General features: G+C 61.4%; 18 protein-coding genes and 1 pseudogene. 1 reads left to right on the plus strand and 18 read right to left on the minus strand.

What is annotated here, in order from left to right:
* Positions 1–381: 381 nt before the first annotated feature.
* From ACP7D4_RS26605 to ACP7D4_RS26620, 4 genes and pseudogenes are all read right to left on the minus strand, one after another.
* A complete protein-coding gene (locus tag ACP7D4_RS26605; RefSeq protein ID WP_426212343.1) occupies positions 382–612 on the minus strand; it encodes a hypothetical protein in 231 nt (76 codons plus the stop codon).
* A gap of 163 nt (positions 613–775) precedes the next feature.
* Positions 776–1,165, minus strand: coding sequence for a hypothetical protein (locus ACP7D4_RS26610; protein ID WP_426212357.1), 390 nt, complete (start codon positions 1,163–1,165; stop codon positions 776–778).
* Positions 1,166–1,239: 74 nt separating this feature from the next.
* Positions 1,240–1,407: pseudogene (locus ACP7D4_RS26615) on the minus strand (hypothetical protein); the annotation flags it as partial.
* The gene (locus ACP7D4_RS26620) at positions 1,328–2,596 is read right to left on the minus strand and encodes a hypothetical protein (RefSeq protein ID WP_426212344.1); all 1,269 of its coding nucleotides are present in this window, start codon (positions 2,594–2,596) and stop codon (positions 1,328–1,330) included. The pseudogene ACP7D4_RS26615 and the gene ACP7D4_RS26620, both read right to left, overlap by 80 nt.
* A 197-nt stretch (positions 2,597–2,793) precedes the next feature.
* Here ACP7D4_RS26620 and ACP7D4_RS26625 point away from each other — a divergent pair, with 197 nt between their 5' ends.
* Complete coding sequence (locus tag ACP7D4_RS26625; protein WP_426212346.1) at positions 2,794–3,393, plus strand: hypothetical protein; 600 nt, start codon at positions 2,794–2,796, stop codon at positions 3,391–3,393.
* Positions 3,394–3,402: 9 nt separating this feature from the next.
* On the opposite strand, the gene ACP7D4_RS26630 is transcribed toward ACP7D4_RS26625, so the two are convergent.
* The 14 genes from ACP7D4_RS26630 to ACP7D4_RS26695 all read right to left on the minus strand — a co-directional run bounded on the left by ACP7D4_RS26630 (position 3,403) and on the right by ACP7D4_RS26695 (position 16,201).
* Complete coding sequence (locus ACP7D4_RS26630; RefSeq protein WP_426212347.1) at positions 3,403–4,923, minus strand: 4Fe-4S dicluster domain-containing protein; 1,521 nt, start codon at positions 4,921–4,923, stop codon at positions 3,403–3,405.
* Positions 4,920–5,399 (minus strand): DUF3306 domain-containing protein, encoded by a 480-nt coding sequence (locus tag ACP7D4_RS26635; protein WP_426107592.1) that lies wholly within the window; start codon positions 5,397–5,399, stop codon positions 4,920–4,922. The genes ACP7D4_RS26630 and ACP7D4_RS26635 overlap by 4 nt, the downstream gene beginning before the upstream one ends.
* Complete coding sequence (locus tag ACP7D4_RS26640) at positions 5,396–5,857, minus strand: DUF3305 domain-containing protein (RefSeq protein WP_426107593.1); 462 nt, start codon at positions 5,855–5,857, stop codon at positions 5,396–5,398. The genes ACP7D4_RS26635 and ACP7D4_RS26640 overlap by 4 nt, the downstream gene beginning before the upstream one ends.
* A complete protein-coding gene (locus tag ACP7D4_RS26645; protein ID WP_426212348.1) occupies positions 5,857–6,189 on the minus strand; it encodes a hypothetical protein in 333 nt (110 codons plus the stop codon). The genes ACP7D4_RS26640 and ACP7D4_RS26645 overlap by 1 nt, the downstream gene beginning before the upstream one ends.
* An 8-nt stretch (positions 6,190–6,197) precedes the next feature.
* A complete protein-coding gene (locus tag ACP7D4_RS26650; RefSeq protein WP_426212349.1) occupies positions 6,198–6,596 on the minus strand; it encodes a hypothetical protein in 399 nt (132 codons plus the stop codon).
* Positions 6,593–7,624, minus strand: coding sequence for a formate dehydrogenase subunit gamma (locus ACP7D4_RS26655; RefSeq protein WP_426212351.1), 1,032 nt, complete (start codon positions 7,622–7,624; stop codon positions 6,593–6,595). The genes ACP7D4_RS26650 and ACP7D4_RS26655 overlap by 4 nt, the downstream gene beginning before the upstream one ends.
* Positions 7,625–7,635: 11 nt before the next feature.
* On the minus strand, positions 7,636–7,872 hold the full coding sequence (locus tag ACP7D4_RS26660) for a hypothetical protein (RefSeq protein ID WP_426107597.1): 237 nt from the start codon (positions 7,870–7,872) through the stop codon (positions 7,636–7,638).
* Positions 7,869–8,465 (minus strand): formate dehydrogenase FDH3 subunit beta, encoded by a 597-nt coding sequence (gene fdh3B / locus ACP7D4_RS26665; protein ID WP_426107598.1) that lies wholly within the window; start codon positions 8,463–8,465, stop codon positions 7,869–7,871. The genes ACP7D4_RS26660 and fdh3B overlap by 4 nt, the downstream gene beginning before the upstream one ends.
* A 10-nt stretch (positions 8,466–8,475) precedes the next feature.
* Positions 8,476–11,325: a molybdopterin-dependent oxidoreductase gene (locus tag ACP7D4_RS26670; RefSeq protein ID WP_426107599.1), complete on the minus strand. Its 2,850-nt coding sequence runs from the start codon at positions 11,323–11,325 to the stop codon at positions 8,476–8,478.
* 18 nt (positions 11,326–11,343) lie between these two features.
* On the minus strand, positions 11,344–11,553 hold the full coding sequence (locus ACP7D4_RS26675) for a formate dehydrogenase (protein ID WP_426212353.1): 210 nt from the start codon (positions 11,551–11,553) through the stop codon (positions 11,344–11,346).
* Complete coding sequence (locus ACP7D4_RS26680) at positions 11,550–12,227, minus strand: TorD/DmsD family molecular chaperone (RefSeq protein ID WP_426107601.1); 678 nt, start codon at positions 12,225–12,227, stop codon at positions 11,550–11,552. Before ACP7D4_RS26680 ends, ACP7D4_RS26675 begins: the two co-directional genes overlap by 4 nt.
* Before the next feature lie 145 nt (positions 12,228–12,372).
* Complete coding sequence (locus ACP7D4_RS26685) at positions 12,373–15,291, minus strand: PAS domain-containing protein (protein ID WP_426212354.1); 2,919 nt, start codon at positions 15,289–15,291, stop codon at positions 12,373–12,375.
* A 96-nt stretch (positions 15,292–15,387) separates the two neighbouring features.
* On the minus strand, positions 15,388–15,780 hold the full coding sequence (locus tag ACP7D4_RS26690) for a VOC family protein (protein ID WP_426107604.1): 393 nt from the start codon (positions 15,778–15,780) through the stop codon (positions 15,388–15,390).
* A gap of 73 nt (positions 15,781–15,853) precedes the next feature.
* Positions 15,854–16,201 (minus strand): GFA family protein, encoded by a 348-nt coding sequence (locus ACP7D4_RS26695; protein WP_426212356.1) that lies wholly within the window; start codon positions 16,199–16,201, stop codon positions 15,854–15,856.
* Between the last annotated feature and the right edge of the window lie 150 nt (positions 16,202–16,351).

Raw genomic sequence — 16,351 nt, forward strand, 5'->3', positions numbered from 1 at the left:
TGGCGCGCACAAATTCAAGCATGGCCCCTGCCAGCCGCTTTCAACGTGGTCTATCCGGCAGGGGCGATTCGAGCCGAGCGGATGCGAGATCGCCCGTTCAGGGCGTACCCCTGCGTTCGTCCGGAGCTCCTCCAGAGCGGTCGGCCACGGAACCAAATCTGCCGCCACCGTGATGCCCCCCGTCCCATGAATGCCTGCGGAAAAGGTCCTCCGAAAAAACATCGCGACAAGTTCCAAAATTCAACCTCGAATAGGATGGTACGCCGCCCCTAAAATACTGCGGAACGTAACATACGGTGCAGGCACCGGATTAAGTGCAATCGAGAGTGCCGCAAACGGACACAGGCGCGGCGCTTTCGCCGTCGCCGAGAACAGCAATTTCTATTGCGTAAGCAACTGGGCTACCTGGTCGACTATTTTTTGCAGTAATACTTCGTCGTATGGCAACCAGGGTAGCGCGGATAGTTTTCTGGACTGGTCGTCGGCAGGCAGCAGGATCGGGGCATTGCCATTGAGGACGCGGGCGCTCGCCAGGTGCACGCTGTAATTGCCCACGCGGATGTGATGGCTGTCGAGGTGCAGGCGGCCATTGGCAATCTGTTCGGCAAACACGATGGCACAGCGCGCCGGGCGCGGCCCATTTCGCTCAAGGATAATTGGCCCAGGTGGTCGAGTCGGCGCGTGCGCGCAAGGTATTGCCGGCCTTTGGGGCTAGGTGCGGCGCCACAAAAACCGAGGTCGCCCATGGTGAGCGCGCAGCTGTCTTGTCGGTCGTCTATGGCAAACGCGCTGACGCTGACCAATAAATCCACGGCCCGCGCCACTTCGGAAAACACGACTGGTGGTACCTCTGCTGTGCCATCGGGGTCCAGCGACGAGCGTCGCGCACGGCAAAGGAGATGTTGCCAGTGTGCGCATGCCCGCTCACGCCCGGGTACAGATCGGCCGCAATGGCAAACTGAACATGGACGCGACCGAATTGGCGCAACAAGCCGCAGTCCTTGTCGATTTGCCAGCCTTCGCGGCGCGCCAGGCCGATCAGTGGCACAAGCGATATGCCATGTCCGGCAAACAAGCTCGAATCGGCCTGTGATACTTCTGCGGCCAGCGGAACGTAGTATTCCCGGAATGCCTGCCGCACCATTTGCTGCGTCTTCTTGCGCATGACGGTGCCTTGCCTTGCCATGCTTGCCGTTCGGCTTCGCTTGCCAGTAGCGGGTGCCAAAGGCTGATCTGGCTGTGCGCGCTGATCGCACAAGGAAGGCCGTCAGGATCGCAAGGCTTTCCTGACTTGGCATCGAGCATGAAGCTGCATGCTGACGGACCGTTACTGTCCGAATCGACGGCGTTCCAGATGAGGCTTGCGGCAAGGGCCTTGCCGCCGGGGTGCGTTTGCCAAATTCGCATCCCATTCAGACCAAGTCATCCGCAAGTCTTGGTACCAGCCCGCTTCCAGGCAGAGCGCCAACATGGCTACACGCTTTTTGTCTTGCTTCGGGTCGGGGCCGCTCATCAGAGCAAGGCGCAAGGCGATTTCAGGGCGAGCGCCGAGCGCGCGTTCGGCTGGTCGCAAGTTTCGCGACAGCTTTTTTTCAACGCCGCTGTGGCGAATGACGGCCAAAGCGGCGCGCAAAGCGGCAACGCTTTCCGGTGTCGGGATCGCTTCAACGGCGTGGCCGAGTGCGATTGCGAGCGATTGCGAAGGCATGGTCTTGGCCGCAGTGGGCGCTACGCACACCCCTGGCAGCAAGGTGCCGATGAGGTTGGCGTACCACGGTTCGTCGCGTAGCGCCGCCAAGCGCGCCGCGCGTCCCAACACTTGGGTGTCGTCAACGGTGAACAGTCCATCGGCTTTGTAAGGAATACGCCCCGCGTGCAACTGCTGCACTTGGGTGCAGGCTGACTCCAGTGCGCCTTGCGCAAAGTCGATGTACGCCGCTTCATGGGTGAGGGCGAATACCGGGTCCGGTTGCGTATCGTCCGAGCCGCCCCCCTGTGTCCAGTAAGGCATGTTGCGCCCGCCGCCGATGGACAGCACTGAGGCCAGCCCAAGTTGGGAAAATACGTCGAATTCATGGAGTCGCAAGGGCGAGAGCGCGTAACGTTTGTAGACCAAGGCGCGTAGCTCGGCCAAGCTCTCTGAGCCGGCGATGCGGGCGAGTGGGTAGACCTTGTACACGTCAAAGAATGGTGTGCTTTCCCATTCGTTGGCAGGGCCAAGTACGCGCACGACCTGGGCGCGGATTGCGTCATCAGCATCGGCAATGTTTGGGGTGTAGCTGAGCGTGGCAACTGCTTCTGCCAGATCGCCCTCGGCAAGATCGGCCAGTGTCGCCGTGCACATTGCCAGGTCGAGAACGGGTGACAGATTGCGCTTTTCAGCGTCAAGCAAGACCGTCAGTGCGGTCTCGCGCGCCAGGCTTTTTGCAGTCGCGTTGCACAGGCGTTTGAGCGTGGGCCAAAGCTGCCCCAACTGCTGTGCGTCAAGCGCCGTCGTGTCGAGTGGGGTGCCGGAAAAACGCGCGTGGTCGGGTTCGGGCGCCTGCAGGCGCGTCAAAATCTGGAGCGCAATATTATCCGTAGCAGCTTGTTCCATTGTGGTCCTCGGGTTGGCATGGCGATTTTAACAGGCAGCGTAACGTTGCAGACCAGACCGCTTGTTATCGCCCAGCCAAGGGGCGGGCAAGCGCGGTGACATTTGTCACCTGAAAGTCGTTGCAAGCGGCACTGGCGTGTCCACGCCCTGGAAATCACACTGCATGCTTGTTCAATCAACGCACGAGGCAACACAAAATGACAATGTCCATCGAACGCAAGCGGGGGCTGGGAATCGGCGCACTCTTTCTCTCCTTTTTCGGCGCAATGTGGCTCACCGGAGGATTGGAGCTAGCTTATGGGAAAAAGGTATTGCTGCTCGACGCTGCAATCTGGCTGGTCGCCTGTTTTATTTTCGTGGTCGGGCTGCGTGTGGTTCGGGCAAACAAGCTGCCGGCCGGCGACAAAAAGGCCGATCATGGCAAAGCGTTTGCCATTATTAATGTTGTCCAGTACGGGGCCATTTTTTTGATGGTGCAGATACTCAACGCGACCACCTACGGTGACTGGGTGATCCCGGGCATCATGCTCGTTGTCGGTCTCCACTTTTTTCCAATGGCAAGACTGTTCGCGTACCGGCCTCATCTCTTAACCGGGGCAGCGCTGGTGGCACTGGCCATGATTTACCCGTTCGCCGGCAGTGGTCCCTTGGATCCTGCCGGCTGTTTTGGAGCAGGATTGATTCTTTGGGGAACAGCTGTATTTGGGTTGGTGGGCAGTACTAAACCGGCGCTGGTCGGGAAAGCATCGTGGCGCATGGCACCGCGGCAAGCTGTTGCCGATCGCACGCGAAAGTAGCGCGGTTGGCTAACCTGCCTTCATCATGTCGATTACCCGACAGTCGCCGCACATTTGCATGCGCTCGGGATGATCGCGAAATGCACTGTGCTGCCCGAGCTTCGCAAGCATGGTCTCTACCATTTTTAGGGTGCCAAACGGTTTGCCGCAGCGGATGCAGCAAAATGGGGCGGTTTCGTTAATTACCACCGCCCGCTTGGCGTCGCTGGAAAACGAGAGGCGCGGCACCAAGGTCAAGGCGTCCTCGGGGCATGTGTTCACACACAGCGAGCATTGCACGCAATTGGCTTCAATAAAGCGCAACTGCGGCGCGCTGGCGCCATCTTGCAGGGCAGCTGCGGGGCAGGCGCCGACGCACGACATGCACAAGGTACACGCGGCCTTGTCGAGCGCAAGGGCGCCGTAGGGTGAACCCGCGGGCAATGCGGATACCTGCTGTGGCGATGGAGCATGTTCATAAAGGTGAGAAAGCGCCAGGTCAAGCGTGGTGCGCTTGTCGACGGCTACATTGAACTTGGCGCGAACCGGCACTGGCGCTGGCGTAATGGCAGGCTCGAAGCCGTTTTCCAGCAGGCTGATACACCCTTGCTCATAACCGAGCGCGCCGAGAATTACCTGCGCAATGCCGACCTGATCGCGCAACATGCTGCGCGATTGCGGCGCTTCGTCGGCAGGACAAAGCAGCGTGACATTGCCGGCGCCGTAAGCCAGCGCGGCCAGCCACAGGTCCATGCCAACCACGGCAATGTCTTGCACGGCAATACCGATCACCTGTTCTGGCCAGTCTTCGGCTTGCGCGTGGAACACCAGCTGCGGCGCGGTCGCGTGCGCGATAAAATGCGCATCGATTGCCGTCTTGATCTGTTCACCAGACGTTGTTGCCGGTGGAAAGTCGTAAGCGAGCGCACCGGACGGGCACACCGTGCAGCACGCGCCGCAGCCAGCGCACAGGTGCGGGTTGACGGCGATGCGCTCGCCGGCGCTGCTGATCGCCTGGGCGGAGCAAACGTCAATGCACTTGCTGCAGCCTGGCTGCGCGTTGCGGCTATGCGCGCACAGCCGTTCCTTGTATTGGAAAAAGCGGGGTTTCTCGAACTGCCCGACTAGCTGCACCAGCTCGGCTGCCGCCGCCTGCTGGGCGCCAGCATCACTCCCCGGCCGAAAATATCCGCGCGGCGTTACATGCACGCTGAACAGCGGCGCTGCCTGCACATCGAGCACCAGGTCCACGTGCAGGCTGATCACTGACGAGGGCGTTTTCCAGTCCTGCCATTGTGCTTCAAACGCGCCTAGCCAGCCGCGCAGCGCCGGCGCCCGCCCGGCATGGACGGGAAAGCGCACTTGTCCGGGCAGGGATGGAGGGAGCGGTCCGTCCGTCAGCACCACGGTTACGAGCAATTGCGCGGCGAGCTGTTCGGCTAGCGGCATGGCCAGCGCTGCCGGCCCGACGATGAGCAATTCGCCATTCGATCTGTACTGAACCGGCGAGCGTGGCGCGCTGTCCAGCCTTGAAAGCACTGCAACGTTCATGCCTTGGTCTCGTCGGGTGGGGGGAAAGGCGCTGCTTGCGCGAGTTGCTTGCCCGTGGCCTCAAGTTCGAGGCCACGGGCAAGCAGTTCGCGCGCATGCTGCAAGCCGTCCAGCATGGCCGCAGATACCGGGCTGGCGCGATTGTAGTCGTCGATATAGATGTCCAGCCGGTCCATGACGTTAAAGCACGGATCGGCAAACAGCTTTTTGAGCGCCATGCGCTGCACTGTCCGATCCACTGTTTTTACCATGAAAGGCGCATAGTCGGCGTCGGCGCCCAGCAGCGCCACATCGGCCATGGTGGGTCCCGGCACTGCGGCGTGCTCGGGAAGCGGTGGCTTTGTTGCCGCTACCGCCGCGGGCGGCTTTGCCCCCTGAAGGGCACTGGGGATGTCGACCGCTTCGCTGGCGCTCGGGGGGTGGGCGGCGGCCCGTTTCAAGCGCGACCAGCGGTGCAGGAATGCTTCGTCGCTCATGGCTGGTCCACCGTTTTTGGTCCCCGATGGGCGCGCTTTTTACTGCGCGGCTGATAGTGTTCCCGCAGGTAGGCCAGCAGCCATGCATGGATCTCGCCAGGCATTGGCACGCCGTCGGCCGCTTCGCCGGAATCGAACATGCGCGTGCCTTCGGCATAACTGACCGATGCCATCACCGGTATGGCGCGGCCTTCGTGCATGCGCCATTTGACGAACACCTTCGGTTCGGGCGCCATCGCGTTTTCAAAATAGCCTTCGTCTTCGTCCGGATACAGTTCGAGCGACAAGCCGGGTACCAGATACGTGTCGCGCTCGGGGGTGCAGGTGAGCATCCGCACCCCGGTGTCGGCGCCGGCATGCTGCACGACGGCGACCGCCGACCAGGCCTCGCTGAGCCACCGATTGTTCAGGCTGCGCCGTTGCATGATGACGCCAATTGCCAGCTGTGCGATGCGCATCAGGGCTTGCCTTTCATGGCTGGCGCGGGTGCGGCAACGGGCGCTTGCCCCGCATTGGCCGGGGCCTTCAACGCGGCGATGGGCGCGGGCACGGGAACCGGTTTGTACACGGCCCACCCATGCACCCGCGCATTGGCCCGCCAGCGCGCGGCGATCGCATCCATGGTGCCCAACAGCGCTTGCTGGTCGAGCAGGGCCTGGGCGTCCGCTGCCGCCTTCTTGGCGGCGCCGGCTGCACGCTGCTCAGGCGTTGGCGCCGGTAGCGCGGCGTGCGCCGCCACTGCGGTCAAGCAGAGAACGCCCGCCAGTGACAGGTCGGTAATGCGAAGCATGCTGTCTCCTATTTCGATGGTGCTGTCTTGGCGTTCTGGTCTGGCGGCGGCTGCTTGCCAGACGGCCCCTGGCCTGATTCCTGCACCGTGCCGGCAGTGGCGGTTCCGCCCGTGTTGCCTTCGGCTCCACCTGCATGAAATGGCGTGCCGCCGGTCGTCTCGCCCGCCGTTTTAGGACGGCCATTGTGCGTGAGCACTTGGCCGCTAGTCCCGCCGCCCGCGCTGATCTGCCCGGGGAAACCGGTCTGGCGCGGCGCTGCCAAGGACGCTTCGCGCGCGCCGCAAGCGCTGAACGACAAAGCGGACAAAGCGAGCAAAGCGAACGAAGCGAACGAAGCGAACGAAGCGAACGAAGCGAACGAAGCGAACAGCGCGGCGATCGCGGTAAGTCTTTGCTGCAAGATCATAGCTTTTCCTCCCGCTCGCTGGGCTCCGGGCCCAGCCCTGCAGCGCGTCCTTTGGCCGCCCGGTACCACAGGCTGTGGTGTTCCTTTGCCCACTGCTCGTCAACATCACCATGGCGCATGGCCCGGTACGCGCCGGGCACGCCCACGGTGCCGATGTAGGTGTGCCCGAGCGCGCCTGCAATGTAGAGCGCGGCGCCGCCGGTGTGCAGGACATCGGCCACCTGCAAGACATAGCGGGTCTGGTCGAACACGACGAAATCGAGCACCAGGCCAGTGACCGACATCAGCAAGCCCAGCAAAGTAAGCCCGCACCAGAACCATAGTTTTTCCCCTGCATTGAAGTACTCGGCCGGCACGTGTTTTTTGGAAAACAAGCCGCCCGCCTGGCGCAGCCAGTTCCAGTCCACGTGGTTGAACATATTCTTGCGTGCAAACGTGGCGAACAGCAGCACCGAGCACAGGATGAATAGCGGACCGACCAGGTTGTGCAGGTATTTGCTGACTAGTGCAACATTGGCAAAGGCATCGTGGCCGAGCCAGGGCAGCACCAGTTTTTTTCCAAACATGATCGTCAAGCCGCTGACGGCGAGCACCAGAAAGCTGAGCGCCGTCGACCAGTGCAGCAGTCGCTGCCACAGGGTAAAGCGCTGCAGTGTCACGCCGGCCGGCGCGCCGCTGACCACGAGCGGCCCCACCAGCAGATAGAACGCGGCAATGAGCAAGGGCGTGGCGAGCAGCACGCTGCCCGTGGCCAGCGCCAGCGGCCCGTTGCGCAGCAGTCGCCAGGTATTGCCGCCGCGCTGCAGAATCACGTCACGCTCGTGCAAGCCATAGTCGCCCAGATAGTGGCGGTCGACATGCTGCTGGCCGGAGGCCGCCGACAACGGCCCTGGGTTGCGCCCATTTTGCTCATGTTCACTGATGGTCTGTTCTTCAGGATAGTCCCTGGGCGACGGGCCGCCGCGTGCGCCCGCCTGGCCGGCGCACAAGGCAAGGAGCATGCATATCAGGGTCAGCAAGGTGCGCAATGGCGTCTCCTTCAGGGTTTGGTGCGCAGGTATTCGTTCTGGAAGCCGGTGCGCGCAGCCACGGCGGCCTGCCATGCGCGCCGGTCGTTGCCGAACTTGCGCAAGGGCGCCTGATCATCCTTCTTGCCAGCGTACGCCCCGTGCGCATACGCTGGATATTGCTCGACTTCAAGGCAGCCGCCCAGCAGCACCGCCAGCAGCATCGGCAACCCCAAGCTCAGGCAAGGCGGGCGCCGTGCGCGCGTCATTTCTTGCTCCTGTTGTAGGCAACGTCCCAGCCCCAAAGTTGCGCGCCGTAACCGCGGGTGTCTACCCTCTGGCGGTAGATGTCGGCGATCTGCGCAGCGTCGCCCGCCAGCAGCGCCTTGGTGGCGCACTGTTCCGCGCAGGCGGGCAGTTTGCCTTCGGCGATCCGGTTGCGGCCATATTTCTTGAACTCCGCGTCCGACATGTCCGGCTCCGGCCCGCCCGCGCAGAATGTGCACTTGTCCATTTTGCCGCGATGGTTGAACAGCCCGCTTTCCGGAAACTGCGGCGCGCCGAACGGACACGCGTATGAGCAATAGCCGCAGCCGATGCACTGATCCTTGTTGTGCAAAACGATCCCGTCAGCCGTGTGATAAATGCAGTTGGTGGGACACACCGCCATGCAGGGCGCGTCAGTACAATGCATGCAGGCAACCGAGATCGATTGTTCGCCCGGCACACCATCATTGATCGTGACGACGCGGCGCCGATTGACACCCCACGGCGTTTCATTTTCGTTCTTGCACGCGGTGACGCAGCCATTGCAGTCGATGCAGCGTTCGGTATCGCAAATGAATTTCATTCTTGCCGACATCGTCAATCCTTTACAAAGCGGCCAAACGGCACAGCGATACCTTGGTTTCTTGCATCATCGTGACGGCGTCATAGCCGTACGTCCAACCGGTATTGACCGCCTCGCCACGCACGATCGGGGCGGCGCCTGTCGGATAGTTGTCGTGCAAGTCGGCGCCCATCCACCAGCCGCCGAAATGGAATGGCATCCAGACAATGCCGGCGGGAACGCGCGGCGTCACCATCGCCTTGATCTTCATGCGCGCGCCGGTTGGCGTTTCCACCCACAGATAGTGACCGGTGGCGGCGCCGTATTTGGCGGCGTCAACTGGGTTGATCTCAATAAACATGTCCTGCTGCAGTTCGGCCAGCCAGGGATTGGAGCGCGTCTCGTCGCCGCCGCCTTCGTACTCGACCAGCCGTCCGGAAGTCATCACCAGCGGGTATTGTGTGGAGTAATCCATTGCCTGGACGGACTTGAACAAGGTTGGCAGGCGCCAGAAACTGGCCTTGTCGTCATAGGTCGGGTATTTGGCGACGAGGTCGCGCCGGGGCGACAACAGCGGTTCGCGGTGCACGGGCACGGGATCGGGAAAATTCCAGACATTGCAGCGTGCGCGCGCGTTGCCGTAGGGAGCACAGCCATGTGCCATGGCGACCCGGATGATGCCGCCCGACAGGTCCGTCTTCCAGTTCTTGCCCTCGGCCTTGCTTTGCTCGTCGGCCGTCAACTCGCGCCACCAGCCCAGCTTTTTGAGCAGTACGTGGTCGAACTCCGGGTGGCCGGTATCGATTTGACTGTCCACGGGCGCCGAGCCATCGGCCGCCAGCAAGTTTTCACCATCGTGTTCCACGCCCCAGTTGGCGCGAAACGGCATGCCGCCCTCCATGACCGGCCGGCTGATGTCATACAAAATGGGCGTGCCGGGGTGCTTCATCTCGGGCGTGCCCCAGCATGGCCACGGCAAGCCGTAATAGTCGCCTTTGCAGGGGCCGTCGGCGGCGCGCAGGGTGGTCGGGTCGAAGGTATGCTTGTTTTGCATGTGCAGCTTGAGGCGCTCGGGCGAGCAGCCGGTGTAGCCGATGGTCCAGCAGGAACGGTTTATCTCGCGCAAAATGTCTTCGATCACTGGCACGTTGTTGACGACGCCAATGTTCTTGCACAGTTCAGTGGCGAAGCCAAATTTTTTGGCCAGAAGATACATGATCTCGTGGTCGGTCTTCGATTCGAATAGCGGTTCGATGACTTTTTCGCGCCATTGGATGCTGCGGTTGGACGCGGTGACCGAGCCTTCCGTTTCAAACTGCGTCGCTGCCGGCAACAGGTAAACCCCCTCCTGGCGCCCATGCATGGCCGCCGTCATGGAGGGATAGGGATCGACCACGACCAGCAGGTCGAGCTTTTGCATGGCAGCCTGCATGTCGGGCAGGCGCGTCTGGCTGTTGGGCGCGTGGCCCCAATAAAATACCGCGCGCAAATTGCTGGGCTGGTCGAGGTATTCGTTTTTTTCCAACACGCCGTCAAACCAGCGCGAGACTGTCAATCCCGGTTTTTCCATCAATTCCTGGGAGGCGAAGCGGGCCTTGAGCCAATCGTAGTCGACGCCCCAAACAGTCGAGAAATACTTCCAGGCCCCTTGTGCGATCCCGTAGTAGCCGGGCAGGGAGTCCGGGTTCGGCCCGACGTCGGTAGCGCCCTGCACGTTGTCGTGGCCACGGTAAATGTTGGCGCCACCGCCCGCGACACCGATATTGCCAAGCACGAGCTGCAGAATTGACAGCGCCCTGACGTTGGCTGTGCCCACGTGGTGCTGGGTAATTCCCATGCACCACACCACCGACGAAGGGCGATTGTTGGCCAGCGTCGCGGCGATCTGGTGCACGGCTGCTTCGGGCACACCGGTCACATCGAGCACCTTGTCCGGCGTCCATTTCTCCACCTCGGCCCGCACCGCTTCCATGCCGTGCGTGCGGGCGGCGATATAGGCGCCGTCTTCCCAGTTGTTCTTGAAAATATGCCAGACAATGCCCCATACCAGCGCAATATCGGTACCGGGCCGGATGGTGACGTACTGATGCGCAAAGCGCGCCGTGCGGGTAAAGCGCGGATCGACCACGATCATCTTGGCGCCGAGCTCCTTGGCATGCAGGAAATGCAGCATCGAAATCGGATGGGCTTCGGCCGGATTGGAGCCGATGAACATCACGGCTTTACTATGATGCAAATCGTTGAACGAATTGGTCATCGCGCCATAGCCATAGGTCTGGGCGACGCCGGCCACGGTGGTGGAATGACAGATGCGCGCTTGATGGTCGCAATTATTGCTGCCCCACATAGAGACAAATTTGCGCATCAAATACGCCTGCTCGTTGCTGTGCTTGCTGCTGCCGATGACCATCAAGGCATCGGGCCCCGCATGCTGGCGCAGCTTGAGCAACTGAGTGCCGATTTCCTCGATCGCTTGCTGCCACGAAATGCGCTGATACTTTCCTGCCACCAGTTTCATCGGATAGCGCAGCCGGTGTTCCCCATGGCCATGCTCGCGCAGCGACGCCCCCTTGGCGCAATGGGCGCCCATATTGATGGGGGAGCCGAAGGCCGCTTCCTGCCGAATCCACACGCCGTTCTTGACGACTGCTTCCACCGAGCAGCCCACCGAGCAGTGGGTGCACACGGTGTGTTTGGTCTGGCTGCTGTCGTCCACTGGCGGCGCCTGGGCGCGCGCCTGGCCGATCACGTTCACTTGCAGATGGCGGGCGAACGAGGCAACCCCGGCCGTGATGCCGGCCTTGACCAGAAAGTCGCGGCGCCCCGAGCCGCTGCTGCGGGTCAGCCCGGACGGTTGGACCCGGGGCGATGGCGAAAGCGAGTCAATAGTCATCAGCGGCGTCCTTGGCGGCTACCAGTAGCGGGCAGTGCGGTAATAATGGCGAATATGCTCAGTCTCGTGATAGCCGCCCGGCGTGGCGGCCGGTGAAAGGGGCCGCGCTTCGGCTGCTGCTGCCGGCCGGGCGATGGCCGCCACGGTAGCGAGCGCACCGGCGCCGCCGGCCGCTGCCAGGAAACGCCGGCGCCTGGCGTCAGGCAGGGTTGCGTCCTTGGTCATCAAGAAGTCTCCTCGGTTTGGCTGGCGGGGTGATCGATGGTGAATGCTTGCGCTTCAATCTCGAGAAAGGTATGAACAACATGCGCTGCACGCCCATAGAAGGTGGCGCCCGCTGTCTGGCGCACCTGCGTCAGGCACGCTGCATACCAGGGATGAATGTGGCGGAAGAAAAATTGCTGCTGGCGCCACAGCGGTTGCCGCAGTTGTTCGCTACCGATCATGACGCGCATGATTTCGCACAGCACGCCAAGGTGATCTTCGGCCTCGCCGCGCCCGGCAACGCGCGCCAAGCCCAGTTGCGCGAGATCGCCGCGCAGTCGGGCAAGCGGTTTGTCGTTCATGAAGCCGGCCAAGTACACGCTGGCATACGGGTTGATGACGGGGGTGCCGGTGCTGGTGAACAGGGTGTCGAATTGGTCGCGGACAGTGCCCTGCGGCGTGATGCTGGCCGCCGCAGCCAGTTTGCCAAGTGCATCCTGGAGGGGGTTGCCGGGCAAAGACGTGAGATCGGGCGCGGCTGCGCCGAGTGACGCGAGCAAGACGCCATCGGGAACGTCGAGCAGCAGGCTGGCGCACAGACCGTACAGATCCGCGCGACTGGACTCCTCGGCAGTCCATGGCAGACAATGCCGTGAAGTTATGGCTGACAGGCTACCCTGATCTTCGGGCGCAAGCATCTCGTCGCTCCGTCTTCAAAAACGTCCAGTCTATGTGTGCGTTTTCAGATTGTCCAGACGCGCACGATAGATCTGTCGCTTTGGGGGCGAGGCCGCGCTTTTACTTTCGCCTGAGAATGCAGGAGGCCATCACTGCTTCGCGCAATCAAACCTGTTCAAGTATGGAAAACAGCTTTTTCATATCCAGCGGTTTGACCAGGTGATGGTTGAACCCGGCCGCCATGGTGCGCTGGCGGTCGCTTTCTTGTCCATAGCCGGTGGCGGCAATCAGCAAGGCGCCGGCCGTTTCCGGCAACAGGCGCATGCCCCGCGCCAACTCTGTCCCATCCATGCCGGGCAAGCCGATATCGAGCAGGCAGACGTCGGGCCGCTCCGCCTTGGCCCGCGCCAAGGCTTCGCGCGCGCCATATTCGACCATCACTTGATGGCCTGACGCCTCGAGCAGCATCGCCAGCATCAAGGCGGCATCGACGTTGTCGTCCACAATCAGAATTCGCAAGGCCTTGGCGTCCGGCGCGCTCACATTGCTGCCATAGGCATGGTCTTCCTGCGGATCTTGCGTCATCAGGCGCGGCAGGCAAACAGTAAACGTGCTCCCCTTGCCGATGCCTTCACTGTTGCAGGTCACGGTCCCACCGTGCAGTTCGGCCAGGCTTTTTACAAGCGCCAGACCAAGCCCCAGGCCGCCTGCGGAGCGGTCCGATGTGCGCTCGGCTTGCGCGAACAGGTCAAACGCGTGCTCGACCAGGTCGGCCGACATGCCAATGCCATCGTCAGTCACCTGCACCAGCACGCGCGCGTCCTGCACGTCCGTCTTGAGAACGATATTGCCGCCCTCGTTGGTGTACTTGGCAGCGTTGTTCAGGATATTGGTGAACACTTGCACCAGCCGCTTTTGATCGCCTTCCACCCTGGTCGACTCGGGAGGCAAGAACAAGGCCAGGCGGTGGCGCCGGGACTGTATCAGCGGCGTCACCTGTTCCACGGCTTCGGCGACGATATGCCGGATATCCTGCGGCGCCTTGTCCAGCGTAACCAAGCCTCTTGTCACGCGCGAGACGTCCAGCAAATCATTGATCAGGTGCGTCATATGGTCCACCTGGCGCCCGATGATCTGGCTGGTCTGGCGTACACGGGCGTCGTCGAGCTTTGCTCGTTGCAACAACTGCGCTGCCGCCCCGATCGGGGCCAGGGGATTTCTCAGCTCATGGGCAAGCATGGCCAGGAATTCGTCCTTGCGCCGATCGGCAATGGTCAGCTGTTCCTGCGCCAACCTGCGCTCGGTAACATCGCGAAAGAAAAATGCGATACCGCCATCCAGTGAACGGTGCGCGCGTATTTCCATCCACGATGGCTTTTCGTCTGGCCGGATATAGGATAGCTCGATGATTTCAGTTATCCCGGTCTGCATCACGCGGCGGTAAGCTTCTTCGGTGACGGTGCCTTTGAATTCGGGAAAGACGTCCCAATGGTTGTGTCCGATTACCTCGGCGGCTGAACGCTGGGTAATGCGCAAGCCCTCGGCATTCATGCGCCGGATGGCCCAGTCGCGGTCCAGGACGGCAAAGCCTTCAACCATGCCGTCAAAAATGTACTGGCTCTGGTCGCGTTCGGCGCGCAAGGCAATTTGCGCCTGTACCGTTTCCACTGCCGACCAGGTGCGTTCGGCCATTTCCTGCGCCATGCGCAGTTCCTTGTCGCGCCAGACGCGCGGGGCGGCGCTGCCGATCACCAGGACCACCGTCAATTTGCCCGCATTTACTAGTGGCAACAGCAGCTCGGCGCGCACATCGCTGTGCGGCAATGCGTCCAGGTGCTTGGCCGTCTCGTTTTTTTGCACCACATCGTCAATGACCACGGTTTTCCCGCTGCGCAGTAACGCGATGACAGCGGGACTGAAATCATCCATTGTCTTGCATTGCCGTACCACACCTTCGCCTCCCGTTGCCGTCCAGCCACGCCGGGTCAAAATGGCGCCCCGGTCGTCGTCCACTTCCGCATACAGTACGCGCCAGACATGCAATTTTCGCCCCAGCAATTCGCATGCGGCTGCGGTCACGTCGTCGGGATTGCTTAATTGGCGGATGCGATCGGCCAGTTCCAGCTGAAAAGCCTGGCTGGACTGCGCTTCTTCCAGTTGCGCGATTTTTTCGGACAAGGCGCACTTGGCCTGGTACGCGCCGGTGACGTCATTGCCCTGTGCAAAAATACCGGTCACCCGTCCGTCCTGGCCCCGGATCGGTTGGTAAAGCATGTCGACATACCGGTCTTCCAGCGGGCCGCCGGGTTCACGTTGCAGCGTGATCTTTCGCTCGCGCAAAACAACCGGCTTGCCGGTTTGATAGGCGCTGTCGAGAAGTTGGTCGAAACCTTGGCCTGCCAGCTCGGGCAGTGCTGTCGCTGCGCTCTGGCCAATGATGTTCCGGTAACCGATCAGCTGGTAGTAAGCTTCGTTGGCCGTTTCATACGTATGGTCAGCGCCGGTCAGCACCGCGATGAATCCCGGCGCCTGATTGAACAATATTTGCAGCTGGCTGCGCTCCGCATTCAGGATACGCGTCATCGCTTCATGCATCTGGGGCCGGTTTAGCTGCGCGACGTCCGGCACGGCGTTGGCATCTTGCTTGAGGTAATACTTTTTGGCCGTGACATCGAAGCGGTACAAGTCGGTCACGTCGATCGCGTTTTGCATGATGAACGCAACCGCGCCGCTCTCGTCCAGGACCGCGGTGTGGACCGCGCTCCAGTAGCGCTCGTCAAATACGGTGCCCTCCGGCGTTTCACGGCTCACCGCATAGCGAAGCAGGGCGCTGGTATGCGGCGCGCGTGTGGCAATCGCGCGCTCGATCGACAGGCGCACTTCCTCCAGGTTGGTCGAATCCGGGTCCGCTGGGTTGACCGGAAATGCATCAAAGATATTTTTTCCCAAGATGTCGTCGGCATGTCGCCCCGTCGATTGTAAATACGACGGGTTCGCACCGATGATCACGAAGTGCGTATCGATGAGCAGGTACGGATAGGGCGACGCATCGAAGAGCGCGGAAAAATTCGGTCTTTTAGTCATCCCTCATTCTTCCATACAAGTGAAAAATGAGTCGCAACGGATCAGGCTGTCGGCAAGCGGGCGCGTCCCCGCGCTTGCGCGTTCAGCAGCACGCCCTTATTTGGAGCGACAGACCGCACACAGCTTGTTACCGTCCGGATCCCTCAGATAGGCCAGGTGCATGGTGCCCATGGGGCTCTCGCGCAGGCCCGGCGGGTCTTCAATGGAGCGCCCGCCGTGGGCCAGTGCCGTGTCGTAAAATTGCTGCACTTGCTCGGGCGAACTGCACTTGAAGCCAATGGTGCCGCCATTGGCAAACGTGGCGTCTTCCCCGTTGATGGGCTCGCTAATGCAAAAGGTACTTCCCTCGTGCCGGTAGAAAAGCCGGACTTGACCGGAAGGCGCTTCGTTGCGGTACGGTTCGCCTGCTCCGATCACGCCGAGCACGGCGTTGTAAAACTGTTTTGACTTTTCGATATCATTCGAACCGACCATGACGTGACTGAACATGCTATCTCCTTGTGCCGGAGGGGGTTCCCCGGGTCTGTGCGAAATGATAATGCAAATACAGTGATGCCGCCCGTTACGGGAAGTGCTCGGCGTCGCGCGGCGGCACAACCCAGCCGTGCATGCGCGATTCGTAGACGGAAACGGTCGGGGGAGGAAATAATGGGTCGGCAAAGGCGCCAACGGGAATCGCCAAAAACGCTTCCATGGCCTCAGGCTCGTAATAGACCGTGGCGCCGCAGCCGGGACAGAAGTGGAACTTGGCGCGCGTGCCCTCATCGCCGGTGAGGATGAACTGGGTTGATTGGCCGGTGACCTTGACTTCTTTGCGCAAAAACCTTGCTTGATGCGCAAAGGGACTGCCAGTGCGGCGCTGGCAAGCCAGGCAGTGGCAAATGGAGATGCGGACAGGATCGCCCGTCACATGGGCCGTTAGCTGGCCACAACTGCATGATGCTAGTGTAGTGCGTCATAAATAATAAGACTTATTATATATATGCATGTATCCTTGTCATATGGAGGGGAAATCATGCGTGTAGCGATGAAAGTTGAGTTGACGGAAGCGCAGCGTGGG

Source organism: Massilia sp. TWP1-3-3 (assembly GCF_049897805.1).
Classification (GTDB): domain Bacteria; phylum Pseudomonadota; class Gammaproteobacteria; order Burkholderiales; family Burkholderiaceae_D; genus Telluria_A.

Coding starts and splice junctions, on each gene's coding strand:
- ACP7D4_RS26610 (WP_426212357.1), bottom strand. CDS start 1,165: ATGCGCAAGAAGACGCAGCAAATGGTGCGGCAGGCATTCCGGGAATAC.
- ACP7D4_RS26620 (WP_426212344.1), bottom strand. CDS start 2,596: ATGGAACAAGCTGCTACGGATAATATTGCGCTCCAGATTTTGACGCGC.
- ACP7D4_RS26625 (WP_426212346.1), top strand. CDS start 2,794: ATGACAATGTCCATCGAACGCAAGCGGGGGCTGGGAATCGGCGCACTC.
- ACP7D4_RS26630 (WP_426212347.1), bottom strand. CDS start 4,923: ATGAACGTTGCAGTGCTTTCAAGGCTGGACAGCGCGCCACGCTCGCCG.
- ACP7D4_RS26635 (WP_426107592.1), bottom strand. CDS start 5,399: ATGAGCGACGAAGCATTCCTGCACCGCTGGTCGCGCTTGAAACGGGCC.
- ACP7D4_RS26640 (WP_426107593.1), bottom strand. CDS start 5,857: ATGCGCATCGCACAGCTGGCAATTGGCGTCATCATGCAACGGCGCAGC.
- ACP7D4_RS26645 (WP_426212348.1), bottom strand. CDS start 6,189: ATGCTTCGCATTACCGACCTGTCACTGGCGGGCGTTCTCTGCTTGACC.
- ACP7D4_RS26650 (WP_426212349.1), bottom strand. CDS start 6,596: ATGATCTTGCAGCAAAGACTTACCGCGATCGCCGCGCTGTTCGCTTCG.
- ACP7D4_RS26660 (WP_426107597.1), bottom strand. CDS start 7,872: ATGACGCGCGCACGGCGCCCGCCTTGCCTGAGCTTGGGGTTGCCGATG.
- fdh3B (WP_426107598.1), bottom strand. CDS start 8,465: ATGTCGGCAAGAATGAAATTCATTTGCGATACCGAACGCTGCATCGAC.
- ACP7D4_RS26670 (WP_426107599.1), bottom strand. CDS start 11,325: ATGACTATTGACTCGCTTTCGCCATCGCCCCGGGTCCAACCGTCCGGG.
- ACP7D4_RS26680 (WP_426107601.1), bottom strand. CDS start 12,227: ATGCTTGCGCCCGAAGATCAGGGTAGCCTGTCAGCCATAACTTCACGG.
- ACP7D4_RS26685 (WP_426212354.1), bottom strand. CDS start 15,291: ATGACTAAAAGACCGAATTTTTCCGCGCTCTTCGATGCGTCGCCCTAT.
- ACP7D4_RS26690 (WP_426107604.1), bottom strand. CDS start 15,780: ATGTTCAGTCACGTCATGGTCGGTTCGAATGATATCGAAAAGTCAAAA.